The sequence below is a fragment of the Umezawaea endophytica genome, assembly GCF_025061645.1.
In the GTDB taxonomy this organism is placed as follows: domain Bacteria; phylum Actinomycetota; class Actinomycetes; order Mycobacteriales; family Pseudonocardiaceae; genus Umezawaea; species Umezawaea endophytica.
In genome coordinates this window covers 277,090-302,669 of record NZ_JANYMP010000011.1, presented here as the reverse complement: position 1 = coordinate 302,669, position 25,580 = coordinate 277,090, and the positions used below count along the sequence as shown (strand labels likewise).

At 70.4% G+C, this 25,580-nt stretch carries 24 protein-coding genes, 1 tRNA gene and 1 riboswitch; of the genes, 17 read left to right on the top strand and 8 right to left on the bottom strand.

Annotation, left to right across the window (positions count from 1 at the left end; translation table 11 throughout):
- Positions 1–85: 85 nt before the first annotated feature.
- A complete protein-coding gene (locus NZH93_RS24160; RefSeq protein WP_308214233.1) occupies positions 86–1,129 on the bottom strand; it encodes an NAD-dependent epimerase/dehydratase family protein in 1,044 nt (347 codons plus the stop codon).
- A gap of 95 nt (positions 1,130–1,224) precedes the next feature.
- Here NZH93_RS24160 and NZH93_RS24155 point away from each other — a divergent pair, with 95 nt between their 5' ends.
- Entirely contained in the window at positions 1,225–1,725 is a 501-nt protein-coding gene (locus tag NZH93_RS24155; protein WP_106185590.1) for a MogA/MoaB family molybdenum cofactor biosynthesis protein, read from the top strand.
- Positions 1,722–1,901, top strand: a complete 180-nt coding sequence (locus NZH93_RS24150) for a hypothetical protein (protein ID WP_259625450.1) — start codon at positions 1,722–1,724, stop codon at positions 1,899–1,901. The genes NZH93_RS24155 and NZH93_RS24150 overlap by 4 nt, the downstream gene beginning before the upstream one ends.
- A gap of 419 nt (positions 1,902–2,320) precedes the next feature.
- On the opposite strand, the gene mscL is transcribed toward NZH93_RS24150, so the two are convergent.
- The 4 genes from mscL to NZH93_RS24130 form a co-directional block, all read right to left on the bottom strand.
- Positions 2,321–2,719 (bottom strand): large conductance mechanosensitive channel protein MscL, encoded by a 399-nt coding sequence (mscL, locus tag NZH93_RS24145; protein ID WP_259625449.1) that lies wholly within the window; start codon positions 2,717–2,719, stop codon positions 2,321–2,323.
- Between the two features lie 35 nt (positions 2,720–2,754).
- Positions 2,755–3,282 carry an SAF domain-containing protein gene (locus NZH93_RS24140; RefSeq protein WP_259625448.1) on the bottom strand — a complete coding sequence of 176 codons (528 nt, stop codon included), beginning with the start codon at positions 3,280–3,282 and terminating at the stop codon, positions 2,755–2,757.
- 85 nt (positions 3,283–3,367) lie between these two features.
- Entirely contained in the window at positions 3,368–3,661 is a 294-nt protein-coding gene (locus NZH93_RS24135) for an FmdB family zinc ribbon protein (RefSeq protein ID WP_259625447.1), read from the bottom strand.
- A gap of 105 nt (positions 3,662–3,766) precedes the next feature.
- Positions 3,767–4,351, bottom strand: a complete 585-nt coding sequence (locus NZH93_RS24130) for a 5-formyltetrahydrofolate cyclo-ligase (RefSeq protein WP_259625446.1) — start codon at positions 4,349–4,351, stop codon at positions 3,767–3,769.
- A gap of 38 nt (positions 4,352–4,389) precedes the next feature.
- On the opposite strand from NZH93_RS24130, the gene NZH93_RS24125 reads away from it, so the two are divergent.
- The 8 genes from NZH93_RS24125 (at position 4,390) to NZH93_RS24090 (ending at position 14,071) form a co-directional block, all read left to right on the top strand.
- Entirely contained in the window at positions 4,390–5,283 is an 894-nt protein-coding gene (locus tag NZH93_RS24125; RefSeq protein WP_259625445.1) for a UTP--glucose-1-phosphate uridylyltransferase, read from the top strand.
- A gap of 15 nt (positions 5,284–5,298) precedes the next feature.
- Positions 5,299–6,522 (top strand): molybdotransferase-like divisome protein Glp, encoded by a 1,224-nt coding sequence (gene glp, locus NZH93_RS24120; RefSeq protein WP_259625444.1) that lies wholly within the window; start codon positions 5,299–5,301, stop codon positions 6,520–6,522.
- Positions 6,519–7,181: a GNAT family N-acetyltransferase gene (locus NZH93_RS24115; RefSeq protein ID WP_259625443.1), complete on the top strand. Its 663-nt coding sequence runs from the start codon at positions 6,519–6,521 to the stop codon at positions 7,179–7,181. The genes glp and NZH93_RS24115 overlap by 4 nt, the downstream gene beginning before the upstream one ends.
- Before the next feature lie 162 nt (positions 7,182–7,343).
- Positions 7,344–8,108 carry a divisome protein SepX/GlpR gene (gene sepX, locus NZH93_RS24110; protein ID WP_259625442.1) on the top strand — a complete coding sequence of 255 codons (765 nt, stop codon included), beginning with the start codon at positions 7,344–7,346 and terminating at the stop codon, positions 8,106–8,108.
- 57 nt (positions 8,109–8,165) lie between these two features.
- Positions 8,166–8,238, top strand: a tRNA-Ala gene (locus tag NZH93_RS24105).
- A gap of 249 nt (positions 8,239–8,487) precedes the next feature.
- Complete coding sequence (locus tag NZH93_RS24100) at positions 8,488–9,183, top strand: hypothetical protein (protein ID WP_259625441.1); 696 nt, start codon at positions 8,488–8,490, stop codon at positions 9,181–9,183.
- A 722-nt stretch (positions 9,184–9,905) separates the two neighbouring features.
- On the top strand, positions 9,906–12,026 hold the full coding sequence (locus tag NZH93_RS24095; RefSeq protein WP_259625440.1) for a serine/threonine-protein kinase: 2,121 nt from the start codon (positions 9,906–9,908) through the stop codon (positions 12,024–12,026).
- 674 nt (positions 12,027–12,700) lie between these two features.
- Positions 12,701–14,071: a hypothetical protein gene (locus tag NZH93_RS24090; protein ID WP_259625439.1), complete on the top strand. Its 1,371-nt coding sequence runs from the start codon at positions 12,701–12,703 to the stop codon at positions 14,069–14,071.
- An 83-nt stretch (positions 14,072–14,154) separates the two neighbouring features.
- Here NZH93_RS24090 and NZH93_RS24085 read toward each other — a convergent pair whose 3' ends face one another.
- Positions 14,155–15,726 carry a dolichyl-phosphate-mannose--protein mannosyltransferase gene (locus NZH93_RS24085; protein ID WP_372506767.1) on the bottom strand — a complete coding sequence of 524 codons (1,572 nt, stop codon included), beginning with the start codon at positions 15,724–15,726 and terminating at the stop codon, positions 14,155–14,157.
- Positions 15,727–15,777: 51 nt separating this feature from the next.
- Between NZH93_RS24085 and rsmI the strand changes: the two genes are divergently transcribed.
- On the top strand, positions 15,778–16,599 hold the full coding sequence (gene rsmI, locus NZH93_RS24080; protein WP_276023965.1) for a 16S rRNA (cytidine(1402)-2'-O)-methyltransferase: 822 nt from the start codon (positions 15,778–15,780) through the stop codon (positions 16,597–16,599).
- Here the strand turns inward: rsmI and NZH93_RS24075 are convergent.
- The gene (locus tag NZH93_RS24075; protein ID WP_259625437.1) at positions 16,586–17,452 is read right to left on the bottom strand and encodes a serine hydrolase; all 867 of its coding nucleotides are present in this window, start codon (positions 17,450–17,452) and stop codon (positions 16,586–16,588) included. The two genes, rsmI and NZH93_RS24075, sit on opposite strands and share 14 nt — an antisense overlap.
- Before the next feature lie 163 nt (positions 17,453–17,615).
- Here NZH93_RS24075 and metG point away from each other — a divergent pair, with 163 nt between their 5' ends.
- The 4 genes from metG (at position 17,616) to rsmA (ending at position 22,927) form a co-directional block, all read left to right on the top strand.
- A complete protein-coding gene (metG, locus tag NZH93_RS24070) occupies positions 17,616–19,409 on the top strand; it encodes a methionine--tRNA ligase (protein WP_259625436.1) in 1,794 nt (597 codons plus the stop codon).
- Positions 19,406–20,245 (top strand): TatD family hydrolase, encoded by an 840-nt coding sequence (locus NZH93_RS24065; protein WP_259625435.1) that lies wholly within the window; start codon positions 19,406–19,408, stop codon positions 20,243–20,245. The genes metG and NZH93_RS24065 overlap by 4 nt, the downstream gene beginning before the upstream one ends.
- A 407-nt stretch (positions 20,246–20,652) precedes the next feature.
- On the top strand, positions 20,653–22,044 hold the full coding sequence (locus NZH93_RS49975; protein ID WP_276024053.1) for a resuscitation-promoting factor: 1,392 nt from the start codon (positions 20,653–20,655) through the stop codon (positions 22,042–22,044).
- A 46-nt stretch (positions 22,045–22,090) separates the two neighbouring features.
- Positions 22,091–22,927 carry a 16S rRNA (adenine(1518)-N(6)/adenine(1519)-N(6))-dimethyltransferase RsmA gene (gene rsmA / locus NZH93_RS24050; protein ID WP_259625464.1) on the top strand — a complete coding sequence of 279 codons (837 nt, stop codon included), beginning with the start codon at positions 22,091–22,093 and terminating at the stop codon, positions 22,925–22,927.
- Here rsmA and NZH93_RS24045 read toward each other — a convergent pair whose 3' ends face one another.
- Positions 22,928–23,419, bottom strand: a complete 492-nt coding sequence (locus NZH93_RS24045; protein ID WP_259625434.1) for a hypothetical protein — start codon at positions 23,417–23,419, stop codon at positions 22,928–22,930. It abuts the gene before it with no gap.
- Positions 23,420–23,514: 95 nt separating this feature from the next.
- Between NZH93_RS24045 and NZH93_RS24040 the strand changes: the two genes are divergently transcribed.
- Both NZH93_RS24040 and NZH93_RS24035 read left to right on the top strand, forming a co-directional pair.
- Complete coding sequence (locus NZH93_RS24040; protein WP_259625433.1) at positions 23,515–23,937, top strand: MarR family winged helix-turn-helix transcriptional regulator; 423 nt, start codon at positions 23,515–23,517, stop codon at positions 23,935–23,937.
- 310 nt (positions 23,938–24,247) lie between these two features.
- Positions 24,248–24,341: riboswitch (SAM riboswitch) on the top strand.
- A 213-nt stretch (positions 24,342–24,554) separates the two neighbouring features.
- Positions 24,555–25,565, top strand: coding sequence for a methionine ABC transporter ATP-binding protein (locus NZH93_RS24035; RefSeq protein WP_259625432.1), 1,011 nt, complete (start codon positions 24,555–24,557; stop codon positions 25,563–25,565).
- Positions 25,566–25,580 lie beyond the last annotated feature (15 nt).

Here is a 25,580-nt window from a genome sequence, read left to right as displayed (position 1 = left end):
TGCGCTGGACTCGGCCCCAGCGGGTCATGGTGGTGCGGTGGTCGCGGTGTGCCCAGCGCAGCGCGGTGCGCCCAGCGGGTCGTGGTCAGCGCAGGGGGTCGGTGGCGAAGGCCTTCACGCCGGTGGTGAAGGTGGTGAGTGCGTGGAAGCCGAGGCGTTGGGCGGCTCGGGTCGGGTCGGCCACGACGTGGCGGACGTCGGCTGAGCGGGCGCCGCCGACTATGCGCGGGGCGGGGCCGTCGCAGGCCAGCGCTAGTTCGGTGGCCAGGTCGCCGACGGTGTGGGGTTCGCCGGAGCAGATGTTCAGCGGGGTCAGGGTGTTCGGGGTGCCGTCCGCGTGCAGGGCCAGGACGTTGGCCCTCGCGACGTCGGTGACGTGGACGAAGTCGCGGCGCTGGTTCCCGTCCTCCAGGACGGTGGGGGCCTGGCCGTTCTCCAGCGCCGACCGGAAGAGCGAGGCGACGCCCGCGTACGGCGTGTCCTTGGGCATCCGCGGGCCGTAGACGTTGTGGTAGCGCAGCGCCCACACGGAACCGCCGGTCTGGCGGGCCCACGCTGCGGCGTAGTGCTCCTGGGCCAGTTTGCTGGCCGCGTAGGTGCTGCGCGGGTCCAGCGGGGCGTCCTCGGGGACCAGGAGCGGTTCCAGCGCGGCGCCGCAGTGCGGGCACGGCGGTTCGTAGTCGCCCGCGTCGATCGACTCCTGAACGCGCGGACCGGCGCGGACGACGTCGTGCTCGGAGCAGCGGTAGCGGCCCTCGCCGTAGACGACCATCGACGACGCCAGGACGAGCTTGTGGATCCTGGCTTCGTGCATGGCGGCCAGCAGCACGGCGGTGCCGTGGTCGTTGTTGAACGCGTAGAGCGGGGCGTCCGACGGGTCGAGGCCGTGCCCGACGACGGCGGCCTGGTGGCAGACCGCGTCCACTCCCCGCAGCAGCCGCGCGACGGTCGCCGGGTCGTTCACGTCGCCGACCACCACTTCGTGGCGTTCGGTCCACGCCGGGGCCGGACCGCTGTGTGCCTGGGGCAGGAGGGCGTCGAGCAGCACCGGCTCGTCACCCCCGGCGGCCAACGCGTCGGCGACGTGGGACCCGATGAAACCGGCTCCGCCGGTGAGGAGAACTCGCACGTGATCGACGTTAGGGCCCGCGGGTCCGCGACACCCGCCCCCGGAGCGACCCGTCATGGAACCGTCAGATCCGACCATTGGCTACGGTTGTCCGCATGGAACGCAGCGCGCAGCGCCTCGGCCGCGCCCTCGTCGTGATCGTGGACGACCGGGTGGCGCACGGTGAGCACGACAACAGCACGGGACCACTGGTCACCGAACTGCTCGAAGAGGCAGGTTTCATCGTCGACGCGACAGTCGCGGTCGAGGGCGAGGTGGTCGACATCCGCGCCGCGCTCAACACCGCGGTCATCGGCGGCGTCGACCTCGTGGTCACGGTCGGCGGCACGGGCGTCTCGCCGCGGGACGTCACCCCGGACGCCACCCAGGGCGTGCTCGACCGCCCGATCCCCGGCATCGCCGAAGCACTCCGCGGCTCCGGCCTGGCGGCGGGCGCCGTGGACGCGGGCATCTCCCGCGGCCTCGTGGGCGTCTCCGGCAGCACCCTGGTCGTGAACCTCGCCGGTTCCCGAGCGGCGGTCCGCGACGGCATGGCCACCCTGTCGACCCTCGTGCCGTACGTCATCGAGCAGCTCTCCGGCCTCGACGAGGCATGACCGACCACCCGGAGGACGACGCCGTCGCCGCGGAAGCGGCGCGGCGACGGCGCTTGGCCGAGATCTTCGGCGACGTCCTCCCCGACACCACGTCGGACGAACGAGCACCCGACCAGCGCGAGACCGACCGCGAGTCCTGGTACCGCGAGAACCGGCCACCCCACCACGGCGGCTGACCGACGAGGTGGGGTCCTTCGGCCCGTCGTCGGGACGGTGGGAGGCCGCGCTCGTGCCGGAACCGCTGAGCACACAACGGTTCCGGTTACCAGTTCAGGAACGGGTAGCGGCCGTGGTGCCGATGCCTGAGCAGTGGCTGATCCGGCCGCGCGGCCTGGTCAGCCAGTCCCCACGGCCGGTCCGGCTCAGCGGCGAACGCCGTGCCGAGCCGGACCAGCCGTCGAGGAACCCAGGGCGGTCAAGAAACCCAGGGACCATCGAGAAGGCCCAAGGCCGTCGACGAACCCAGGGCCGTGGAAACCCAAGGCTCTAAAAACCCAGGGACAGTCGAAACCCAAGGGCCGTCGAGTAGGCCCAGGGCCGTCGAGCACCCAGGGACCGTCGAGCACCCAGGGTCCGTCGAGCACCCGAGGTCGGGTCAGCCCCGGCGCTGCTGAGCGGCCAGCAGGTCGCGGATCTCCTTCAGCAGCTCGGTGTCGGTGGGCTCGGACGGGCCTGCCTCCTTGCCGCGCTCGCGACGCTCCTTGATCTTGTTCATCGGCAGCACGAGGATGAAGTAGACGACCGCGGCGACGATGGCGAAGTTGATGATCGCGGTGATGATCGCGCCGAAGTCGATCAGCGTCTTCTCGTTGGCCTCGATCAGCCGGTACGCGAAGCCGTCGACGTTGCTGCCGCCGACCGCCGCGACGATCGGGTTGATGAAGTTCGACGTGAACGCCGTGACGATGGACGTGAAGGCCGCGCCGATGACCACGGCCACAGCCAGGTCGATGACGTTGCCGCGCATCAGGAAGTCCTTGAAGCCCTTGAGCACAGCCAACTCCTTGGAGACGTGGGGACGGGCAGGGGTTAGCGGAGGGTAACTGCTAGTGGTCGTTCCAGTGACGCCGCCGCCAGACGTGTCGCATTCTTCCTGCTCAAGCCCAGCACCACGAGTCGGTCGGGTTTCGCCTCCCTCACGGACAGCACGGCCACACCGTCTGCCAGCACTTCCGCGCCCTCGCCGACCACGTCGACGCGGCTGCCCGGTCTCAGCAGCTCGGCCACTCCGGGGTCGGCCAGGCGCACCGCCACCGACGCCGTGTCCGGGTCGGCGGCGGTCAGCCTCACGTCGGTGATGGGTTCACCGGACCTGGCCGCGCCCGTCAACGCCTGCCCGACCACGGCCTCGACCGACTCGACGACCCCGGACGGTCTCTCCGTCAGCGGCGCGAGCCGCAGGTCGGCGGACGTGAGCGCGACACCGGGCGCCAGGTCGTGCGCGGCGACGACCGCGACGGCGGGAGCCGACGACGGCAGGCAGAAGACGCCCACGGCGAGCAGCGCGAGCACGAGGGCCGCGACCTTGCGCAGCCGGGGCAGGAGGTGGAGGGGCACAGATCGACGTTAGGGCTGATCGGGAGGGGTGGAAAGCAGAAACCCCCGAGCTGTGGACAACTCGGGGGCCTGTGGACAAGTCGACTCAGGAAGCGGCCTTCGCGGGCGTGCTCGCCGGGGTCGTGGTGGTGCTGGGGGTGGACGACTTCGTCTCGGTCGCCGCGGGAGTGCTGGCGGCGGCGGGGGTCGTCGTGCTGGTGCTGGAACGGCTGTCGGTGCGGTAGAAACCGCTGCCCTTGAACACGACGCCCACGTTGCCGTAGAGCTTGCGCAGCCTGCCGTGGCACTCCGGGCACTCGGACAGCGCCGAGTCGGTGAACGACTGGACCGCGTCGAAGCGGTGGTCGCACTCGGTGCAGGCGTACTGGTAGGTCGGCACTTGCCCTCCACGAGCTTCATCCGGAGTTGGCACTCGGACACAACGAGTGCCAATACTGCATCATGCGCCTGTCGACGCGCGGGGCGCAAACAACTTGGTTCAACGTCACACCACGTGCAGCCCCGAGGGCGTGAGCACGGCCGTCATCCGCACGTCGTGCGGCTCGACCGGCAGGTCGTCGACCAGTTCGACGTCCCGGACCACGGCGACCAGCGGCGCGTCGACCACCGGCAGCGACCGGTCGTAGTGCCCGCCGCCCTTCCCGATCCGGGTTCCGCGACGGTCCACCGCCAGCGCCGGGACCAGCACCAACGCCGCCGAGGCGAGGGCGAGAGGCCCCAGCGGCTCGCCGGTGGGCTCGCGCAGCCCGTGCGGGCCCGGTCGCAGAGCGTGTTCACCCGTGTACGCAGCCCAGTCGAGTGGCGCCGCGCCGACCACGATCGGCAGCAGCACCCGGTACCCGGCCGACCGCAGCACGTCGAGCAGCGCGATCGAACCCGGTTCCGCCCCGACCGCGAGGTACGCGCACACCGTCCCACCAGGGGCGATGTCGAACCTCGCGACCGCGTCGAGCACACCGGCGGCCAGAGCCGCCGCGTCGGCCGCCCGTTCGGCCGCGGGCACGGCCCGGCGAGCCGCCAGCAGGCGCCCGCGTTCGGCGGTCTTCCGTTCGAGTTGATCGGACGTCATGGGAGGTAACCCTAGGTACGGCACTACGCTCGTCCCCCATGAGCTCGTCTCGCGCCTTCCGCACCGCAATCGTGCCCGCAGCCGGTCTCGGGACCCGCTTCCTGCCGACGACGAAGGCGGTGCCCAAGGAGCTGCTGCCCGTCGTCGACACCCCCGGCATCGAGTACGTCGCCAGCGAGGCGGCCGAGGCGGGCGCCACGAAGCTGATCATCGTGACGTCGCCCGGCAAGGACGCCGTCGCCGAGTACTTCCGCCCGCAGCCCGAGCTGGAGGCCACGCTCGAAGGCCGCGGCAAGCACGAGCTGGCCGCGAAGGTCCGCCGCGCCGAGCAGCTGTTCGAGACCGTCGAGACGGCGATCCAGGAGCAGGCGCTCGGCCTCGGCCACGCCGTCGGCTGCGCCGAGGGCAACCTGACCGGTGAGGACGAGGCCGTCGCGGTGCTGCTGCCGGACGACCTCGTGCTGCCGACCGGCGTGCTGGCCCGCATGGCCGCCGTCCGCCAGGAGCACGGCGGCACGGTGCTGTGCGCGTTCGACATCCCGCGCGAGCAGATCTCCGCGTACGGCGTGTTCGACGTCCGCGACACCGGCGACGACGACGTGAAGAAGGTCGTCGGCATGGTCGAGAAGCCGAAGGCCGATGACGCGCCGTCGACGTTCGCCGCGGCCGGTCGCTACTTGCTCGATCGGGCGATCTTCGACGCGTTGAAGCGCATCACGCCGGGCGCCGGAGGAGAGCTCCAGCTCACGGATGCCATTGCCCTGCTCATCTCCGAGGGTCACCCGGTCCACGTGGTCGTCCACCGCGGTGGACGACACGACCTGGGCAATCCGGGAGGATTCCTCCGAGCTGCGGTTGACTTCGCACTGGAGCATCCCGACTACGGGCCCGAGCTCGGGGAGTGGTTGCGGGAACGCCTCGACAACTCTTGAGCGGGGTTTTAAACGATGAGGTCAGTGGATGAGCAGCTCGCGAGGGTGATCGCGGCAGCCGTGCGGCCCGCACCTGTGCGGGTCGCGATCTCCGAGTCGCAGGGTCTGCTCTGCGCGGAGGAGGTCGTCGCGGAACGCGCGTTGCCCGGTTTCGACCAGGCGGCCGTCGACGGCTACGCGGTGCGCAGCGTGGACGTCCAGGCCGCGGGGGAGCAGTCGGTCCAGCTCCCCGTGGTCGGCGAGATCCCCGCCGGGTCGCGGCAGCCGCGCAGGCTGCAACCGGGCCAGGCGGTCAGGGTCGCGACCGGTGCGCCGCTGCCCACGCTGGCCGACGCCGTCGTGCCGCTCGGCTACACCGACGGCCACCAGGCGAAGGTGACCGTGCAGCGCCCGGTGCCGTCCGCCGCGTTCGTCCGCCGGACCGGCGAGGACGTGCAGACGGGCGACATCGCCGTCCGCCGCGGCGCGTCCATCGGCTCGGCCCAGGTCGGGCTGCTGGCCGCCGTGGGGCGCAACAAGGTGCTCGTCCACCCCCGGCCGAGGGTCTCGGTGATCTCGGTCGGCGAGGAACTGGTCGACGTCGACCGCACGCCCGGCCAAGGCCAGGTCTACGACGTGAACTCCTACGCGCTGGCCGCCGCCGCCCGCGACGCGGGAGCCGAGGTCAGCCGGGTCGGCATCCAGTCCGCCGACCCGCGCAGGCTGCGCGAGGTCGTCGAGGGCAGGCTGCTGCTGTCCGAGATCGTCGTCGTGGCCGGAGGCGTCGGCGGCGTCGTGGGCGACGAGGTGCGGGCCGCGCTGGCCGACCTCGGCGACCTCGACGTCACGCGCGTCGCGATGCACCCCGGCTCCGCGCAGGGGTTCGGGCGGCTCGGCCCGGACGCCGTGCCGACGTTCCTGCTGCCCGCGAACCCGATGAGCGCGCTCGTCGTGTTCGAGGTGCTGGTGCGGCCCCTGATCAGGGCGGCACTCGGCAAGCGCAACCCGTACCGGCGCGCCGTCGCGGCCCGCCTGCTGTCGCCGCTGACGTCCACCAAGGGCCGCCGCGGGTTCCTGCGCGGCCAGCTCCTGCGCGACGCCGAGAACGGCGAGTACCTGGTCCAGCCGCTCGGCACGTCCGGTTCGCACCTGCTCGCGTCGCTGGCCGAGGCCAACTGCCTGATCATGCTCGAAGAGGACGTCACCGACGTCGCACTCGGCGAGGAAGTGTTCGTCAGCTTCCTCGCCCAGCGCGGATGAGCGCCACGTTCCACCTGGAGTCCAGCAGGCACCCCGGCTGGCCGGCCAAGCTCGGCCCGCTGCGGGTCCCCGCGGGGGTCGTCGCGCTGCGACCGCCCAAGCTGTTCGACGGCACCACGTGGAGCCGCGTCCGGCTCCGCGACCGCGCCTACCTGGAGAACTGGGAGCCCACCGCCACCGACGGCTGGCACGAGCGCAACTCCGTGCTGGCCTGGCCCACCCAGTGGTCCTCGCTCCGCTCGCTCGCCCGCCGCGGCCAAGCCCTCCCGTTCGTGATCACCGTCGACGGTGAACTCGCGGGCCAGATCACCGTCGGCAACATCGTCCGCGGCTCGCTGCGCTCGGCGTGGGTCGGCTACTGGGTCGCCGCCGACCGCGCCAAGGGAGGCGTGGCCACCGCCGCGCTCGCGCTCGTCGTCGACCACTGCTTCAACGAGGCCGGACTGCACCGCCTGGAAGCCACCGTGCGTCCCGAGAACGCCGCCAGCCTGCGGGTTCTCGGCAAGGCCGGGTTCCGCGAGGAGGGGCTCTTCCAGCGCTACCTCGACGTCGCCCACGCCTGGCGCGACCACTACTGCTACGCCATGACGAGCGAAGAGGCGTCCCCGGAAGGCCTAGTGCGCCGATTGGTGGCGCAGGGCAACGCCCAAATCCCCTGAGCACAGCGTCCAACTGCCGTAAAGGGCTCACCCGAAAGTGGGTGATAAAGCACACCTTCGTACGTACGGCACCCGGCGAGCCTCCGACACAGGTGTGACTGTTGTGACTAGCGTGGCGAACGCACGACGCGTTCCGCTTGCTGGCAGGGGGAGGTGACGGGGATGCCCAGTTCGTTGATCATCGTCGGGCTCGTAGTTGCCTGGCTGGTCGTCCTCGTGCCGATGGTCGCCCGCAAGCGCACGGAAGTTGCTCGCACCGCGGACTCGGACGCCCGGAACACGCGAGCGGGGAGCACGCGCGGCAGCATGGAAGAGGAGCACGCCATGCCTGACGCCGACGACGACGAACTCATCGACGAGTTCGAAGCCGACTTCGACGACGACTACGACGAGTACCTCGACGACGACGTCGTGCACCGCCCGTACAGGCCCGGCAGGGGCGGCTTCGACGCCGAGAGCGCCCGCGTCGTCGCACAGGCCCGCTACGCGTTCCGCCGTCGGGTAGTCGCGTTCATGCTGATCGCCTCCGTGGTGACCGGCCTGCTCGCGGGCATCCTCTACCCGGTCGTCTGGTGGGGTCACGCCGCGGTCGACCTGGCCCTCGTCGGCTACCTCGTCTACCTGCGCCGCCAGGTCCGCATCGAAGAGGACATCCGCGCCCGCCGCCAAGCCCGCCTGGCCCAGGCCCGCCGCCGCAAGACCCAGGCCCCGGCACCCCGGCCCCAGGCCGAACAGCCGCGCGCCACCGAACAGCAGGCGGCACCCGAACCCGAGGAGCGCGAAGAGCCCGGCCTGGCCCCGCAACCCCGGTTCCAGCACCGCACCCGACCCGGCGCCATCGTGGTCGAGGCGGACGACGAGGACCCGGTGTTCGTGGAGCTCGACGGCCCGCAGTACCTGCGGTATCGGCGGGCGTCGGGCGAATAGAGGGGGGTGGCAAAACCACCCCCGCGCTACTGATATGCTTCTCTGGCACGACAACGAGGGGCTGTAGCGCAGTTGGTAGCGCGTCTCGTTCGCATCGAGAAGGTCCGGGGTTCGATTCCCCGCAGCTCCACGCAACCGGAGGCGAGTGCTCGCGATGAGCACTCGCCTCCTTTGTGTTGCGCGGGTTTTCCGGGTTGAGTCCTCGGTTGGTCGGCTCCGTGAACGGCACTCCTCTTTGAGGTCAGGCTCTTCGTCACCTGAAAGATCTTGAGGCTGCTGGGCAACCGGTTGGCCGTGTACCGGCGTTGGTTGAGAGTCGGTACCAGGGGGATCTTTTTGTTCGGGGGAGTTGAGCCATGATCAAGCCTGCCTTTTCGTCATGCCCGCAGTCGGGGTCGCGCTGGTCGCGCTCGTCGGTTGTTCGGCCGCCGTGCCCGCGTCGATCGCCGTGTCCGCCAGCAGTTCCTCGGCTGCGCCCACGTCGTCCAGCGTTCCGGTGGAGACGCCTCAGGCGGTGGTGGAGAAGCCGGTCGTAGAACAGCCCGTCGTCGAGCAGCCCGTCGTCGAGCAGCCGAGGTGCGCGGTCGATCCGGCTGACGTGGCGGTGCCGCCCGCGGATCCGTACACGACGTTGCCCGCCCGGTACGGCGTTCAGGTCGCGATCGCGGGTGTGCCGGACCTGGTGGAGGTGGGCAAGCCGGTGGAGGTCGAGGTGACCTTGTGCAACAACTCGCCGGTGGCGTACCCGGAGGTCGGCGTGGTGTTCGGGATGGCGCGCTGCACCTGCGCGGGTGAGCCGTCGCAGATCAGCCGGGGTACCGCGCAGCGGTTCGACGCCGCCAGTGGTGCCTGGGTCGAGCTGGATCACCCCGCGCTGGGCACCGGCATGGACCACCTCTCCCTGTACTCCAACCGGCAGCCGTTGGCGAAGGGCCAGACGGTGAGCGTGCGGTACCGCTTCACGCTCGACCGGAGCATGGGTGAGGGTGAGGGCGGCGTGGTCGCCACGGCGGTCATGGCGAACGGTCCCACGAAGATCTCCGAGGGCAGCGCGTCGTTCGCGGTGCGGCACTGATTTCGAGACGGTCGCCGTCCGGGCTGTGGTGGCCCGGCCGGCGACCGTCTCGAACTTGGTTCTCGTGCGGTGGTGCCAGGTCCGTGCGCAAGAGGTCCACACCTGCGGGTGTGGACCTTTGTGTTTAGAGCCTCTCGTGGAGCGGGTGGCTTGAGGCTGTGGGTGGGTGTCCTCAGTGGACCCGTCGTCGTGGGGTCGGGTCGGGGTGGTCGTCTTGCGGGTGGGCGTTCCGTAACGCGGTTATGGGTGACTCGTGATGTTGTGGAGCGGTATTGGAGGGGGACGGCGCCTTTTTGTCTTGTTTATCCGGATTGGTGGTGGGGAGGTGAGGGCGGGCGTTGGTCGTAGGCTCTTTCTGGTTGGCTGTTGCCCGGAGTGGGCTGGTTCGGATGTGTTTTCGGGCGGGTTTTCGGTGCGGTTCATTTGTGCCTGATCTGTTTCGTTTCTGGACTTCCGGCCGATGGCGGTCCGGGTTGGAAATGGTCGGATAGCGGGGCGTTCGTGCGGGTTGCACGGGTGTGGGGCTTCTCGCGGTGGCAAAACCGGTGGTCGGGTGGTGTCCGCGTGGTTTCCGGAGCGGGCGCGGGTGGTCTGATCAGGTGTGCGGCGTCCATTGAGGACCTGTTCGGTACCGGAACCGCCGTTGCGACCCGCTGGTGAAATTCGGACCGAGCGGCCACCGGTGAACCGCCGCCCGCATAGGGTGGGGGCTGTCGAGAGGGGTGGTGGAGGTCGTGGGGCTGGCCGAGTCCTTGCTCGAATGGCTGCACGGCTGGGCACTGCCGCTCTGCCCCGGCGACTGGGCGTGGTCCGTGACGGCGTTGGGTGCCGTCGCGGGGCTGCTGCCCACGATCGCCGCGCTGTTGGCGATCACGGTCCGACGGGTCGTGGGCAACTCCTACGGGCCGGTGGCGGGCGCGATCTTCGCGGCGCTCGGGGTGAGCAGCACGCTGGTGCTGCCGTGGCTCCTGTTCTCCGGCGCGGACAGCGCGTTGCGCCGTCGCACGATCAGCGGCATGGAGTCGCTGGACGAGACGCCGTGCGGCGCGTTCACCCAGTTCGACTACCTGGTGGGCGCGCGGTCCATCGGCACGATCATCAGCGACCCGGCGGGCACGAAGGTCGTGTTCCTCGTGGCGGGCGGCATCACCGCGGTGCTGGCGCTGCTGTGCCTGCTGTTCGTGATGATGCAGGCCGGGTCGGCGTTCCGCCTCGGACCGAACTGGCCGCGCCGGGTTTTCTGGCCGCCGTTCCTGGTGCTCCTGGTGGCCACGTCGTTGCTGCCGGTGACCCTGGTGGGCCATTTGCTCCTCGGATTCTTCCCGATTGCGCTGATCGGCTCATTCGTCGTGCGCATCTTCGGGTTGACTACGGCCATGCTGAACCGCCCCGGACGTGATCGCGGCAACGAGGCCCCGCAGGCCGCGGCCAACCGCGTGCCCCCGCCGCCTCACCAAGGGCCGCAGAAGGGGCCGCAGAAGCCCCCGCCCTACCAGCCCGCGCAGATCCCGCCGTACCGGCCAGCGGGCTCGCCTCCGCCGTACCAGCCGCACCAGTCGCCGCCCCCGCAGTCGCAGCCGGTGCAGCAGCCCGTCCAGAAACCCGGCCAGAAGCCGCCGCCCCGCCAGTACCCGCCGACGCGGGTCGCCGAGGTGCCGCAGCGCCAGGACCCGGCGCCGACGCGCGTCGAGCAGCCGTCCCAGCAGCCCCCGCCGCCGCGACCGACCAGGGTGGAGACGCCCCAGGGGCCGCCGCCCACCCGTGTCGAGCACCCGCAGGGGCCGCCTCAAGGTCCGCCGCAGGGCTCGCCGCAGGGGCCGCCGCCGACGCGGGTCGAGCACCCGCAGTCGCAGCCCCAGTCACAGCCCCAGCCGTTGTCGAAGCTCGCTGATACGCCAGGGCCGTTGCCGTTCGGGCCTGGGGCGGCGGCTGCTGCTGCTTCCACGCCGAATCCCGCGGGTACGGGTGAGGAGAAGGTCTGGAACCCGGCCAGCGGTCGGTTCCGGCGGGTGCGGCAGCTCGGTCGTGGTGGGTTCGGCACGGTGTGGCTGGCGGTCGACACGCAGCTCGACCGCACCGTCGCGGTGAAGCTGGCTCACGCGCCCGACGCGGACACCGAGCAGCGCATGCTGCGGGAAGCGCGGGCGTTGGCCGCCGTGCGCCACCCGAACTGCGTGCGGGTGTTCGACATCGTGCAGGACCCGGACGGGCTGGCCATCGTGATGGAGTACATCGACGGTGATCCGTTGTCCGACGTGGTCCTGAACAGCGGGTTGTTGGCGGACACGCTCGCTGCTCGGTTGTGGGTCAACATGGCCGACGCGTTGGCCGCTGCTCACGATCGTGGTGTGTTGCACCGTGATGTGAAGCCGTCGAACGTCATCGTCGACACCGAGGGCACTGCTCACCTGATCGACTTTGGGATCGCCCGGTCGAAGGGTGACAGCACGTTGACCGCCGCCGGGATGATGGTGGGGACTCCTGACTTCCTGGCTCCGGAGACTGCTCGTGGGGATGCTGCCAGTCCGGCTTCGGATGCTTGGCAGTTGGCTGCGACGGTGAGTTATGCGTTGACCGGGCATCCGCCTCGGGGTACTCGGGACAATCCGATCTCCTCTCTGATGGCTGCGGCTCAGGGGGAGCCGAACGTGAAGTTGCCGGTGAGGAGCGTGCATCACCGGTTGTTGGTGTCGGCATTGGACGCGGATCCTGCTCGGAGGCCGTCCTTGGCGGCTATTCGGGGGGAGTTGAGTGGGTGGCTGTCGAATGCGGGGGTGTCTAAGGAGGGGCCGGTTACTCGGATGATCTCGAAGCCTGATCCGCCTACTCGGCCGGTTCGTTGAGGGTTGGGGTTGGGTTGGCTCAGGCTGGGTGCGGGGGCAGGTTAGGTGCGGGTCAGGCTGGGTGCGGGTCGGGTTTGGGTCTGTTTGGGGTTGAGGTTGGGTGAAGGGGTAGGTCACCCCGATGCGCGATTGTCTCGATCTTTGATCTTGGTTTGTCAAGGCGGGAAAGATGCCTTGACAAACCAAGATCAAAGCTGAGGGCGCTGGGGATCGGGGCCACGGGGGGAGTGTGGGTGCCTTCCGTTGGGTGGGGGTGCTGCGGGGTCGTTGTGGGGCGGCTAGGGCGCGCGGCTGTGTTGGTTGCTTGGTGGGGTTGGCGAGTGCAGCGGGTGGGTGGGTGCTGCGAGCGGGTGGGTGCCGTAGGCGGGTGAGCGGGTGAGTGCTGCTGGCGGGTGCCGTGGGTGGATGAGCGGGTGCCGCTGGCGGGTGCTGCTGGTGGGTGCGGTGGGTGGGTGAGCGCGGTGGGCAGGTGGGTGGGGTGGGGCTGTCGCGTTGGTCGTTGTGGGTGGGCCGCGTGGCGTGAGGCGGGCGCGGGAACGTGGCGTGGCGTGTGGCCTGTGTTGGGTGTGGTGTGGGTTGTTGGTGTGTGGGGTTGTGTTAGTGCGTAACGAATGTTTGATCCTTCGCGACCTCCAAAAAGCGGTGATTGCCCAGGGTGAGGTGCGAGGTGGACGGTGTCGTCTGAGGAGAGTTGGCATGCTGCTCGGCTGATTCCCACCTCGGGCATCAACGGGGCTGATGAGCAGGAGCGGCGGGCTACCTCGGCGTTGTTGGCGGTGATGTCGGCGGTGCGGGAGTTCGGGCGGGCGTTGACGCAGCCGTTGGGGGCGCCTGCTGCGGCTGTGCGGACGTTCATCGAGGTGCCGTTCGAGTTGGACGGGCGGAAGGTGATTCCGGACGGGTTGGTTCGGGTTGTTCGGGGGCAGCGGTCGTGGACCGCTCTGGTCGAGGTGAAGACCGGGACCAACGAGCTCCAGAAGGAGCAACTGGAGAACTACCTGGACGTCGCTCGGGAGTTCGGGTTCGACGCGTTGATCACCATCTCCAACGAGATCCCGGCCATGCCGGGGCAGCACCCGACGGCTGTCGACCGGCGGAAGCTGCGGAAGGTGGCCCTGCACCACTGGTCGTGGACCGAGGTGCTGGGTGAGGCCGTGATGCAGAAGGAGCACCGCGGGGTCGCCGATCCCGACCAGGCCTGGGTGCTGGGGGAGTTGATCCGGTACCTGGAGCACCCGCGGTCGGGGGCCATGGAGTTCGACGACATGGGGCCCGCCTGGGTGCCCGTTCGCGAGGCTGTCGCCGCCGGGACGCTGCGGCCGACGGACAAGAGCGCGTCGGAGATCGCGTTGCGGTTCGACGCGCTGGTCCGCTTCGCCTGCCTCCAGCTCGGGCGGCGGCTGGGAACCGAGGTGACGCCCGCGTTGTCGCGCAAGGAACTGGCGGACCCGCAGAGCCGGGTGGCCAAGCAGGTCGCGCAACTGGTGGGCGAGGGTCGGCTGTCGGGTGGGGTCCAGATACCCGGCACCGTCGGCACGGTGCAGGTCGTCGCCGACCTGCGGGCCGGGCGGGTGCTGTGCCACGTGGACCTGGACGCGCCGAAGGAAGGGCGGCCGACCACGCGGATCAACTGGTTGATCCGGCAGCTCAAGGACGCTCCCGGCTCGCTGCGGCTGGAGGCCTTCGCGCTGCACGGGCGCGGTGCCGGGGCCTCCGAGCTGCTCGCGTTCGTCCGCGACAACCCCGGTGTGCTGCTCGTCGACCCGCAGAAGGAGATCCGGAGCTTCCGGGTCGAGCAGTCCGGCCCGATGGGCACGAAGCGCGGCAGCGGGCGGAACTCCTTCGTCGACTCCGTGCTCGGGACCGTGACGGGCTTCTACGAGGAGGTCGTGCAGACCCTCAAGCCCTGGGCCGCCACACCGCCGCGGATCCGACCCGAAGAGGACTTCACGCCACCCGCGGACGTGCCCGTGGCGCTCGTGTCGACCGCGCCCTCCTCGCAGGACGGGCCGGAGACCGTGCGGATGAGCGGCAGCTTGCTCTAGGTGTTCCATGAGATCGAGTGAACAGCCGACCCCCGACAAAACCGGGGCCGGCGGTTCACTCGATCGGGTAGAGCTGGGAAGGGCTAGCTCCAGGACGGCAGCCAGCGCTGCATCTCCCACATCTCCGGCGTGATCGGGTCCCCGTTCAGGATCGGCCACAGCCACACGAAGTTCGCCACCACCAGCCCCACGTACAGGGCCACCGCGAGCAGTCCGGTGCCGCGCCTCTCCTTGCCCGCCACCACGGGCCCGAGCACGTGCCCGAGCGCCAGCGTGATCAGCAGGACCAGGAACGGCGCCATCGGCGTCACGTAGAAGAAGTACATCTGCCGGTCCAGGTTCAGGAACCACGGCAGCAGACCGGCCATGTACGCGACGAGGACGCCCGCGTAGCGCCAGTCGAGGCGGGCGATCGAGCGCCACAGGCCCCACGCGATGGCCGGGAACGCCAGCCACCACATGGCGGGCGTGCCGATCAGCATGATCGCGCCGACGCAGCTCGCCTGGCCGCAGCCCTGCACCGCGCCCTCGTAGTAGTAGAGCATCGGCCGCAGGCCCATCGGCCACGTCCACGGCTTCGACTCCCACGGGTGCCGGTTCGTCTCCGACGTCACCAGCTTGCTGTGGAAGTCGAGCACGTTGCCGCTGTAGTACCAGAGCGCGCGCAGGGCTTCCGGCACGAACGAGTCCTTGCCGATCTTCACGCCCGCGACGTGGCGGTCGACGCCGGTCTCGCTGGCGAACCACGCCCACCACGTGCCGAGGTAGACCAGGACCGGGATGACCAGCAGCGCGCCCAGCGACGGCAGCAGGTCCTTCGCGATCGAGCCGAGCCACGGGTTGCGCACGCCCGCCGAGCGCCGCGCCAGCGCGCTCCACACCACGGACAGGACGCCGAACGCGGCCACGTACCAGAGGCCGGACCACTTCACGCCGCACGCGAGGCCGAGGGCGACGCCCGCGCCGAAGCGCCACCAGCGGAACCCGAGCCACGGCCCGTACGGGGACTTGTCGACCCAGCCCTCGCGCACGGCGACGGCCAGCCTGGCCCGCATCTGGTCGCGGTCGGCGACGAGGCAGCCGAACGCGGCCACCACGAACACGGCCAGGAAGATGTCCAGCATCCCCATCCGCGACTGGACGTGCGAGACGCCGTCGCAGATCAGCAGGATGCCCGCGATGGCGCCGAGCAGGTCGGAGCCCGTCAGGCGCCGGGCGATGCGGATGATCAGCAGGATGCTGATGGTGCCCGCGACCGCCGAGGCGAACCGCCAGCCGACGCCGTCGTAGCCGAACATCCACTCGCCGAGCCCGATGAGCTGCTTGCCGAGCGGTGGGTGCACCACCAGTTCGTAGCCGGGGTTGTCCTCGACACCGCCGTTGCGCACCACCTGCGCCGCCTGCGGCACGTAGTGCTTCTCGTCGAAGATCGGCGTGCCCTTGTCGGTCGGGAAGCCGAGGTTCCAGAACCGCACCAGCCCGCCGATGAACGCCAGGGTCAGCGTCATCAGCCAGCCGCGCATCCTGTTCGACGGCAGGCGCGGGGTCAGCGCCGCGACCCGGTCCTCGCGGTCGGCGCCTTCCGGGCGGGACGCGGGCGGGACGTCTCCGACGTCGACCACGTCGTCTGGTGACTGCGGCACGAGGAGGCTCACGGGTGCGATCGTAGGGTGAAGGCTGTGAGTCCCGTATCTGGATCAGGCCGTTTGGTTCTGGCAGCCACGCCGTTGGGCGACGTCCGCGACGCGTCACCCCGGTTGGTGGAGGCGTTGGAGACCGCCGACGTCGTGGCGGCGGAGGACACCCGGAGGCTGCACTGGCTGGCGTCCGCGCTGGACGTGAAGCCCACCGGGCGGGTCGTGAGCTTCTACGACCAGGTCGAGGTCAGCAGGCTCCCTGGCCTGGTGGAGGCCATGCACGCCGGTTCGACGGTGCTGCTGGTGACCGACGCCGGGATGCCGAGCGTGTCGGATCCGGGGTACCGGCTGGTGGCCGCGTGCGTGGCCGAGGACCTGCCCGTGACGTGCCTGCCGGGGCCTTCCGCGGTCACGACGGCGCTGGCCGTGTCGGGGCTGCCGTGCGATCGGTTCGCGTTCGACGGGTTCCCGCCGCGCAAGCAGGGCGAGCGGCGGAAGTGGTTCGCGGCGCTCAAGACCGAGTCGCGGACCGTCGTGTTCTTCGAGTCGCCGCACCGGATCGCCGACACGCTCGCGGACGCCGCGTTCGTGCTGGGCGCGGACCGGGCGGCGGCGGTGTGCCGCGAGCTGACCAAGACGTACGAGGAGGTCAAGCGCGGCGGTCTGGGCGAGTTGGCCGAGTGGGCGGCCGACGGCGTGCGCGGCGAGATCACCGTCGTGCTGGCAGGCGCCGAACCGTCCGAGGCGCCGACGGACCTGGCGTCGCTGGTCGCCGAGGTGCGCCAGCGGGTCGCGGACGGCGAGCGGATGAAGTCCGCCGCCGCCGAGGTCGCCGAAGCGGCGGGCGTGAGCAAGAAGGCCCTGTACGACGCGGCGGTCAGCGCCCGCTGAGCAGGAACTCCGCGATCTCGGTGACCCTGGCCCGCGCAACGGCCGCGCTGGTGCTCACCGGCTGCCCGGTGAGCACGACGACCACGTACCGGTGCCCGACGAGGCCGGTGGAGTGCGTGGTCCGGTGGTCCGTGCAGCACGACCAGCCCTGCTTGGCGGCCCAGTGGCGCTCGCCCGCCGCGACCGGGACGCCGAAGCGCTGGTCGAACCCGTCCGCGCCGTGGTCGGCCATCCCCTCGAGGCCTTCGAGCACGACGGCGCCGCCGGGGGCCTTGAGCAGGTACTGGTAGAGCCGCGCCACGTCGGCCGCGGTGGTCAGGGTGGCGCCCCACTGGTTGGGGTCCCTCGGCGGCGAGGTGTCCGCGAGCCCGATCCGCTCGGCCCACGTGACCACGATCCTGGTGCTGCCGCCCGCCGACCACATCCGGCTGGCTTCATCGTCGTCGCTGGTCGAGAGCATCCCGACGACGGCCGTGTCCGGTTCGCCCTGGTCCTCCAGCGCGTCGAGCGCGATCAGGATCTTGACCAGCGACGCGGAGTCGAACCGCTGGTCGGGGTTGTGCGCGTGCAGGTCCTCGCCGGTGTCCAGGTCCCGGACGACCACGCCGAGGTCGATGCCCTCGGCGAGTTCGTCGAGACCGCCGGGTTTCAGCGGGCCGGGGTCCGGTGGCGAGGTGGGCGCGGGGAGCGTCACGGGTGGCTCCTCGCTCGTCGACGGGACCGAGGCCGGGGTGACCGTGATGACCGGTGTCGCCGACCGCGTCCGCTCCGCGCCGAGGAACGTCGCGGTCATCGCCATCGCCGCGATGGCGCCGAACACCACGGCGCCGAGCCACCACCGTCTTCCACCCATACCCCGGTCCATGGGTCGAGCGGTCTGGAAGGTTGACCCGGTTCCACTGCAACTTTTCGGCGGGCCGACGCGTACTGGCCGGAATTATGTGACGCATATCACTCTTCGACTCGTCGGCCGACCGCCGCGCGGGCCGTCGGTGGTCATCCGTAGGCTTACCCGCATGAGTGCCCCCGTGTTGACGGCGGTGGCCTGGCCATACGCCAACGGCCCCCGCCACATCGGCCACGTTTCCGGTTTCGGTGTCCCATCCGACGTGTTCTCCCGCTACATGCGAATGTCGGGCAACCGGGTGCTCATGGTCAGCGGCACCGACGAGCACGGCACGCCGATCTCGGTGCAGGCCGACCAGGAGGGCCTGACCACCCGCGAGCTGGCCGACAAGTACAACCGCGTGATCGCCGAGGACCTCCAGGGCCTCGGCCTCTCCTACGACCTGTTCACCCGCACCACCACCGGCAACCACTACAAGGTGGTGCAGGAGCTGTTCCTCGGCATGTGGCGCAACGGCTACATCGTGCCGAAGACGCAGATGGGCGCGATCAGCCCGTCGACCGGCCGGACGCTGCCGGACCGCTACATCGAGGGCACCTGCCCGATCTGCGGGTACGACGGCGCGCGCGGCGACCAGTGCGACAACTGCGGCAACCAGCTCGACCCCGCCGACCTGAAGAACCCGCGGTCGCGGATCAACGGCGAGGTCCCGAAGTTCATCGAGACCGAGCACCTGTTCCTGGACCTGCCCGCGTTCGCCGAGTCGCTGGGCGGCTACCTGTCCGGTCGCACGGACTGGCGGCCGAACGTGCTCAAGTTCAGCCAGAACCTGCTCGGCGACCTGCGTCCGCGGGCGATCACCCGTGACCTCGACTGGGGCATCCCGGTGCCGCTGGACGGCTGGCGCGACCAGCCCATGAAGCGGTTCTACGTGTGGTTCGACGCGGTGATCGGCTACCTGTCGGCCAGCGTCGAGTGGGCTCGGCGCAGCGGGGACGACGACGCCTGGAAGGAGTTCTGGACCGACCCCTCGGCCCAGGGCTACTACTTCATGGGCAAGGACAACATCGTCTTCCACTCGCTGATCTGGCCGTCGCTGCTCATGGGGCAGAACGGCACCGGCGACAAGGGCGGGGTGCCCGGCTCCTTCGGGAACCTGAACCTGCCGACCGAGGTCGTCTCCAGCGAGTTCCTCACGATGAGCGGCTCGAAGTTCTCCACGTCCCGCGGCACCGTGATCTACGTGCGCGACTTCCTCCGCGACTTCGGTCCGGACGCGCTGCGCTACTTCATCTCGGTGGCGGGCCCCGAGAACCAGGACACCGACTTCACCTGGGACGAGTTCGTCCGGCGCACCAACTTCGAGCTGGCCAACGAGTGGGGCAACCTGGTCAACCGGTCGGTCTCGATGGCGCACAAGAACGTCGGCGCCGTCCCGCGCCCGTCGGCCCCCACGGCGGCGGACGAGGAGCTGAAGGCGCTCTCGCGCGCGGCGTTCGAGACGGTCGGCGCGAGCCTGCGCCGGTCCCGGTTCAAGCTCGCCTCGAGCGAGGCCATGCGGGTCGTCACGGCCGCGAACCGGTACCTGTCCGAGCAGGAGCCGTGGAAGGTCAAGGACGACCCGGACCGCCGCGACACGATCCTGCACACGGCCCTCCAGGTCGTGCAGGACGCGAACACGCTGCTCACGCCGTTCCTGCCGCACTCGGCGCAGAAGGTGCACGAGGCGCTGGGCGGCACGGGCGTGTGGGCCGCGCAGCCGCAGATGGTCGAGGTCACCGACCTGGACGAGACGGACCGCAAGTACCCGATCCTGACCGGCGACTACGCGGGTGAGCAGGCGGCGTGGAAGTCGACGCCGATCGAGGTCGGCAGGCCGTTGGAGAAGCCGTCCCCGTTGTTCACGAAGCTCGACCCGGAGCTGGGCGAGACCGGGCCGGAGTGGGCCCCGATCGTCAAGTGACGTCCAAGCGACACGGTGAGCGACCACCGGTGCCGGAGAAGCTCCCGGCGCCGGTGGTCGACTCGCACACGCACCTGGACGCGTGCGGCGCGCTGACCCGCGAGGCCGTGGTCGAGGTGCTCGACCGGGCCGAGGCCGCGGGGGTCGACCGGGTCGTCACGGTCGCCGACGACCTGCCGTCCGCCCGCTGGGTCGCGGAAGCGTCCACGTGGGACCCGAGGGTGTTCGGCGCGGTGGCGCTGCACCCGACCCGGACGGCGTCCTTCGGCGACGCCGAGCGGGACGAGTTGGCGAAGCTGGCCGAGCACCCGCGCGTGGTCGCGATCGGCGAGACCGGTCTCGACTACTACTGGGACTACTCGCCGCCCGCCGCCCAGCAGGACGCCTTCCGTTGGCACATCGAGCTTTCCAAGCGCACCGGCAAGGCGCTGATGATCCACGACCGGGACGCGCACGCGGACGTCCTGAGCACTTTGGACGCCGAGGGCGCTCCGTCCACTGTGGTCTTCCACTGCTTCTCCGGCGACCTCGACTTCGCGCGCGCGTGCGTGGAGCGCGGGTTCGTCCTCTCCTTCGCGGGGCCGGTGACGTTCAAGAACTCGGCGGCGCTGCGCGAGGTGGTCGAGTGGGTCCCGGAGGACCGCGTCCTCGTCGAGACGGACGCTCCTTTCCTGACTCCCCACCCGTTCCGGGGACGCCCGAACGAGCCGTACGCCGCGAATTACACCCTTCGGGCAATGGCTACGCTCCGTGGTGTTGATCTGGCGGAATTTGGAGTCGCCGTCACCCGGAATGCCGAGCGGGTGTTCGGCCTTCGTGACGTGGAGTGGTCGTAATGGCCTTTACGACGAATGGAGCAGCTCTTTGCTCCGCCATCGGAGTGGCTCATGTCACAACTCCGAACAGGGTGTTTGCGGAACTTCCCGACCTCCGTTACGGTCCCGTGACCGTGCCCCCGAACGGCGAAAGCCGCTGAGGGGGAGCACACCCGTTGTCGGGGCGGGTACCACTGCCAGAAGCGAGTAGTCGAGCGAACGCACGGGAGTTGCCGGGGAGCAGTCGAGTTTCTCCACTGCACGTCAGGTAGCACCCACGGTGCGCGGAGCGTCGGCTCCCGCCTTCAGGAGGTATCGACCCTGTGATCGAACGCGGCAGACCCCGCGCGGACGGCTCGGTGTACTCGTTCAACGACGACACCGACTGGTTCACCCCGGTGACCGGCTCCGCGACCGCGACGGGCGTCATGGAACCCCCGGTCCTCGTCGACCACCCGAGTTCCCCCGGCTTCACCGGGCTGGGCGTCACGCCGGCCGACGTGTACGAAGTCCTGGGCTCGGACGCGGACGAACTCCTCGCCACCGCGAACGTCGACGTCGACGAGCTGATCCGGCTCATCAACGCCGAGACCACGCTCCTCCCGGCCATCGTCATCCCCGACGAGCTGCCCGAGGACGTCCTGGCGGCGAAGTTCGCCCCCGAGCAGCCGGACGGCCCGCCTCCGGCGCTCGTGGAGGCCGTGAGCACGTGGAAGCGCAAGTTCCTCAAGGCGACCGTGCTGGCGCTGCTGGTGACCATCACGGGCGGCGGCGCGACCGCCATCGCGATGGACAAGTCGATCACGGTCGACGTGGACGGCCAGGAGAAGACCGTCCGCACGTTCGACTCGACCGTCGGTGACATCCTCGCCGACGAGGGCATCGCGGTCGGCGAGCACGACGCGCTGAGCCCGTCCCCCACCGCCAAGGTCGGCGACGGCGGCAAGATCACCCTCGACCGCGGCCGACTGGTGAAGGCGACCGTCGACGGCGAGCAGAAGGAGGGCTGGGTCCGCTCGGTCAGCGTCGGCGAGGCGCTCGACCAGCTCGGCATCAACGACGACGGCGCCTGGGTCTCCGACGACCGCGGCAAGGACGTGCCCCTCTCGGGTATGTCGCTCCAGGTCAAAAGCCTCAAGACCGTCACGGTGTACGACGGCGGCACCGAGCCGCGTCAGGTCAAGACCACGGCGCTGACCGTCGGCGAGCTGATGCAGGCCGAGAAGATGACGCCGCTGGGCGCCGAGGACTCCGTCGAGGGCGGCGCCGACCTCAAGATCGCCAACGGCGCCGAGGTCCACATCAGCCGCACCGGCGTCTCGGTCATCAACGTGACCGAGAGCGTCAAGCCCCCCGTCGAGGAGATCCTCGACGCCGAGATGCCCAAGGGCGAGACCAAGGTCGAGCAGGAGGGCGTCGAGGGCGAGGAGATCAACTCCTACCGCGTGACGCTGAAGAACGGCCAGGAAGTCGGCCGCGAGAAGATCGGCTCCAAGGTCACCAAGGAAGCCGTCGCCAAGAAGGTCCGCAAGGGCACCAAGGCCGCTCCCACCCCCGTCATCTCCGACGGCAGCGACTGGGACCGGCTCGCGGGCTGCGAGGCGGGCGGCAACTGGGCCATCAACACCGGCAACGGCTACTACGGCGGCCTCCAGTTCAGCGCGTCCACGTGGACGGCCAACGGCGGCGGCCAGTACGCCGCGATGGCCCACCAGGCGACCCGCGAGCAGCAGATCGCCATCGCGACCAAGGTCCGCGACGCCGCGGGCGGCAAGTACACCGCGTGGCCCGGTTGCCGCGCCAAGTTGGGCTTGGCGTAACAATTGCCGCGTGACTGAACAACCGTCGTCGGCCGGGCCGGGGAGCATGCTCCTCGGCCCGGCCGACGTTCGGCGCCTAGCGGCCGAACTGGACATCCGCCCCACCAAGAAGCTCGGCCAGAACTTCGTGCACGACCCGAACACGGTCAGGCGCATCGTGACGGTGGCGGAGTTGACCCCGGACGACGTCGTGCTGGAGGTCGGTCCCGGCCTCGGCTCGCTGACGCTCGCGCTGCTGCCCGCGTGCCGCAGCCTGGTCGCCGTGGAGATCGACCCCGTTCTGGCCGCCAGGCTTCCGCAGACGGCGCTGGAGCGGGCTCCCGAGCTGGCGGACCGCCTCCACGTGGTGCTCGCCGACGCGATGCGCGTCCTGGCCGCCGACCTGCCGGTCGCGCCGACCGCGCTGGTGGCGAACCTGCCGTACAACGTCGCCGTGCCGGTCGTGCTGCACCTGATGGCCGAGCTGCCGTCGTTGACCAAGGGGCTCGTCATGGTGCAGGCCGAGGTGGCCGACCGGATGGCCGCCGGTCCCGGCAGCAAGGTGTACGGGGTGCCGAGCGTGAAGCTCGCCTGGTACGCCGACGCTCGTCGAGCCGGTCCGGTGCCGCGGTCGGTGTTCTGGCCCGTGCCCAACGTGGACTCGGCGCTGGTGGCGTTCAAGCGGCGGCCCGAGCTGATGTCCACTGTGGATCGTCGGGCGCTGTTCACGTTGGTGGACGCGGCTTTCGCGCAGCGGCGGAAGTCCATGCGGGCCGCGCTGTCCGGGTGGGCCGGGTCCGCCGTCGAGGCGGAGCGGCGGCTCGTCGCGGCGGGCGTCGACCCCGGCGTCCGCGGGGAGCAGCTCAGCGTGGCCGACTTCGCCCGCATCGCCGCGACCGTGTGACTAGCGCTGCTCGTAGGTGAACGCGAGCAGGCCGTACCAGACGAGGGTCAGCACGCTGGCCGGGGCGAGCGCCGTCGTCGGGAGGATGTTGCCCACGAAGGAGTAGGCGCTCAGCCACAGCCCGGTGATCGTCCCGACGACCCGGATGGGCCAGGTCCTGGCGAGGACCGACACGGTGATGATCCACACGCCCGCGAGCACGTGCCCGCCGAGGCGCACCGCCAGGACCAGGTCGGAGTGCACCTCGTTGATCGCGAGCACGCCCGCGAGGATGTCGACGGTGATCCAGCCGAAGCCCGCGGCCCTGCCCCACGGCGGGGCGTCCATGCGGGAGACCAGGAACAGGACCGACAGGTGGAACAGCACGCCGATGTACTCCGGCCAGAGGGCGCCCGGATCGACGGCGAACGACACGACCACGGGCAGGAAGAGGACCAGCGGCAGGAGCGCCAGGGTGCGGAAGCCGAGCAGTTCCCGTGATGACGTGAGCATGGGGTCCTCGTTCCTCGTCGCGGGGGCGCGTCCCCCGGTGTTGTAATGTCAACACTTAGGAGTGTGGTGTTGAAATGTCAACAGGTGAGTCTCACTTGGGGGCCGACGACCGGGCGGCCACCGCGCTGTGGCTGCTCTGGAAGCAGGCGTACGAGGTCGTGCGCGCGTCGGTGGTCGCCGACGTCACGGCCGTGGCCCAGGTGTCCGATCCCGAGTTGATCGTGCTGGTGCGCCTCGACTCCGCGGGCGGCGTGCTGCGGCAGAACGCCCTCGCTGCCGCGACCGGGTGGGACCGGACCCGGCTCTCGCACCTGTTGACCCGCATGGAATCCAGGGGCTACCTCGCGCGCCGCAAGGTCGCGGGAGGGGTCGAGGTGGTGATGTCGGGACCGGGGGCGGAGGTCCTCGACGCGTCCCGGCCGCCGTTGGAGGCGGCCGTGCGGCAGCACCTGCTGGGCAAGCTCGAGCCGGGGGACGAGGCCGACCTCCGGCGGATCCTGGGGCGCTTCCTCGGCTAGTGCCGCGTGTGCGGGTGTCTGGTTCGTGGGACGGTTCGTGCTGGTTCGGGCCTGGGGTGGGCGGGGTTCGCGGGGTGTGGTGGGTGGCCGGTTGGGGGTCCGGGGGCTGGGCGGGTGGCTCACCCGATTCACCTGTTCGGGCGTAAGGGCGCCGTTTGATCATCGGTTCGTACGCCGTTTGGCCGGTGATCCGCTGGTTCGGTACCGGAACCGGGCGTGGATGCTGGTCCAGAAGTGTGACTTCTCGAACGATCCCAGATTGTGGGCGATTCGGGCTTGCGTTTGCGGGCTCGCGTCGGGTGTACTCGTGGTGCCATCCCGAGCGGCCGAGAGACCTGGCTCTTTGACGCCGCAGCAACCACCCGCTGGATGCGGGCAGGTGCTTCCGCCAGGCTCGATGGAGGATTACGTGCCCACGCAGGGAATGCTCACGAGGCGACGGACAGTCGACCAGTGCCGTCGCACCAACACGGGCTGTCGACGCTAACTCGTCCGACGCTTCTCCTTACCCCCTAGCTTCTACCCGAATCCTCGCCGTCCTCATCGGACGGTCCATTGAGGACGGCCGTCGCATGCCACAAGCACTGCGACGCCGCGCGTAGCCGTGGAGCGAAAACGTGATCACAGTCGAGAACCTCACCAAGTCATTCGCCGGTCGCACCGGTCCCGTCGTGGCCCTGGACGGTGTCAGCCTCGAGGTCCAGGCGGGCACCGTGCTCGGCGTGGTCGGGCCGAGCGGAGCCGGGAAGTCCACCCTCGCCCGGTGCGTCGCATTGCTGGAGCGCCCCGACAGCGGCGCGATCCGCGTCGACGGCACCGACCTCGTCTCGCTGGACGGCACCGCGCTGCGCGCCGCCCGTCGGCAGATCGGCGTTGTGCCGCAAGGGGATTCGCTGCTCCGGCAGCGCACCGCCGCGGGCAACGTGGCGCTGCCGCTGGAGTCCGCGGGCGTACCGGGACCGCAGCGCCGCAACCGCGTCGCCGAACTGCTGGACCTCGTCGGCCTCACCGACAAGGCGGGCAGCTACCCCGACCAGCTCTCCGGTGGCCAGCGCCAGCGCATCGCCGTCGCCCGCGCGCTGGCGGCCGGTCCGTCCGTGCTGCTCGCCGACGAGCCGACGTCCGCGCTCGACCCCGACACGACCGGCTCCGTGCTGACCGTGCTGGACCGCGCCCGCGCCGAACTCGGCATCACCGTGCTCGTCGTCACGCACGACATGGCCGTCGTGCGCCGGATCTGCGACGACGTCGCCGTCCTGGAGGACGGCCGGGTCGTGGAGCACGGCAAGGTGCTGGACCTGGTGTCGGACGCCGCGAGCCGCACGGCCGCGTCGCTGCTGCCCGCGATCGACCAGAACCCGTTGGCGGAGAGCCGTTTCGACCGCGTCGCGGACGTCGTGCTGGTCGGCTTCGCGGCCGTCGGCGCGTTGCTGCCCGAGGTCACCAGCCGGTTCGGCGTCGAGCTGAACCTGCTCGGCGGCGGCCTCACGCGGCTCGCCGAGACGCCGGTCGCGCGCTTCCGCGTCGGCCTCAAGGGTGAACGCGCGGACTCCGCGCTCGAGTGGATCTCCGAAGCGGGCGCCTCCGTGCAGCGCACCCTCAAGGGCCCGCAGGGAGTAGCTGCGTGAGGACTGCTACACCCT

What these genes read in the sequence shown, in the direction of transcription:
- NZH93_RS24155 (WP_106185590.1), top strand. Translation starts at nt 1,225, where the DNA reads ATGGAACGCAGCGCGCAGCGCCTCGGCCGCGCCCTCGTCGTGATCGTG.
- NZH93_RS24150 (WP_259625450.1), top strand. Translation starts at nt 1,722, where the DNA reads ATGACCGACCACCCGGAGGACGACGCCGTCGCCGCGGAAGCGGCGCGG.
- NZH93_RS24130 (WP_259625446.1), bottom strand. Translation starts at nt 4,351, where the DNA reads ATGACGTCCGATCAACTCGAACGGAAGACCGCCGAACGCGGGCGCCTG.
- NZH93_RS24125 (WP_259625445.1), top strand. Translation starts at nt 4,390, where the DNA reads ATGAGCTCGTCTCGCGCCTTCCGCACCGCAATCGTGCCCGCAGCCGGT.
- glp (WP_259625444.1), top strand. Translation starts at nt 5,299, where the DNA reads ATGAGGTCAGTGGATGAGCAGCTCGCGAGGGTGATCGCGGCAGCCGTG.
- NZH93_RS24115 (WP_259625443.1), top strand. Translation starts at nt 6,519, where the DNA reads ATGAGCGCCACGTTCCACCTGGAGTCCAGCAGGCACCCCGGCTGGCCG.
- sepX (WP_259625442.1), top strand. Translation starts at nt 7,344, where the DNA reads ATGCCCAGTTCGTTGATCATCGTCGGGCTCGTAGTTGCCTGGCTGGTC.
- NZH93_RS24100 (WP_259625441.1), top strand. Translation starts at nt 8,488, where the DNA reads ATGCCCGCAGTCGGGGTCGCGCTGGTCGCGCTCGTCGGTTGTTCGGCC.
- NZH93_RS24075 (WP_259625437.1), bottom strand. Translation starts at nt 17,452, where the DNA reads ATGGGTGGAAGACGGTGGTGGCTCGGCGCCGTGGTGTTCGGCGCCATC.
- metG (WP_259625436.1), top strand. Translation starts at nt 17,616, where the DNA reads ATGAGTGCCCCCGTGTTGACGGCGGTGGCCTGGCCATACGCCAACGGC.
- NZH93_RS49975 (WP_276024053.1), top strand. Translation starts at nt 20,653, where the DNA reads ATGGAACCCCCGGTCCTCGTCGACCACCCGAGTTCCCCCGGCTTCACC.
- rsmA (WP_259625464.1), top strand. Translation starts at nt 22,091, where the DNA reads ATGCTCCTCGGCCCGGCCGACGTTCGGCGCCTAGCGGCCGAACTGGAC.
- NZH93_RS24045 (WP_259625434.1), bottom strand. Translation starts at nt 23,419, where the DNA reads ATGCTCACGTCATCACGGGAACTGCTCGGCTTCCGCACCCTGGCGCTC.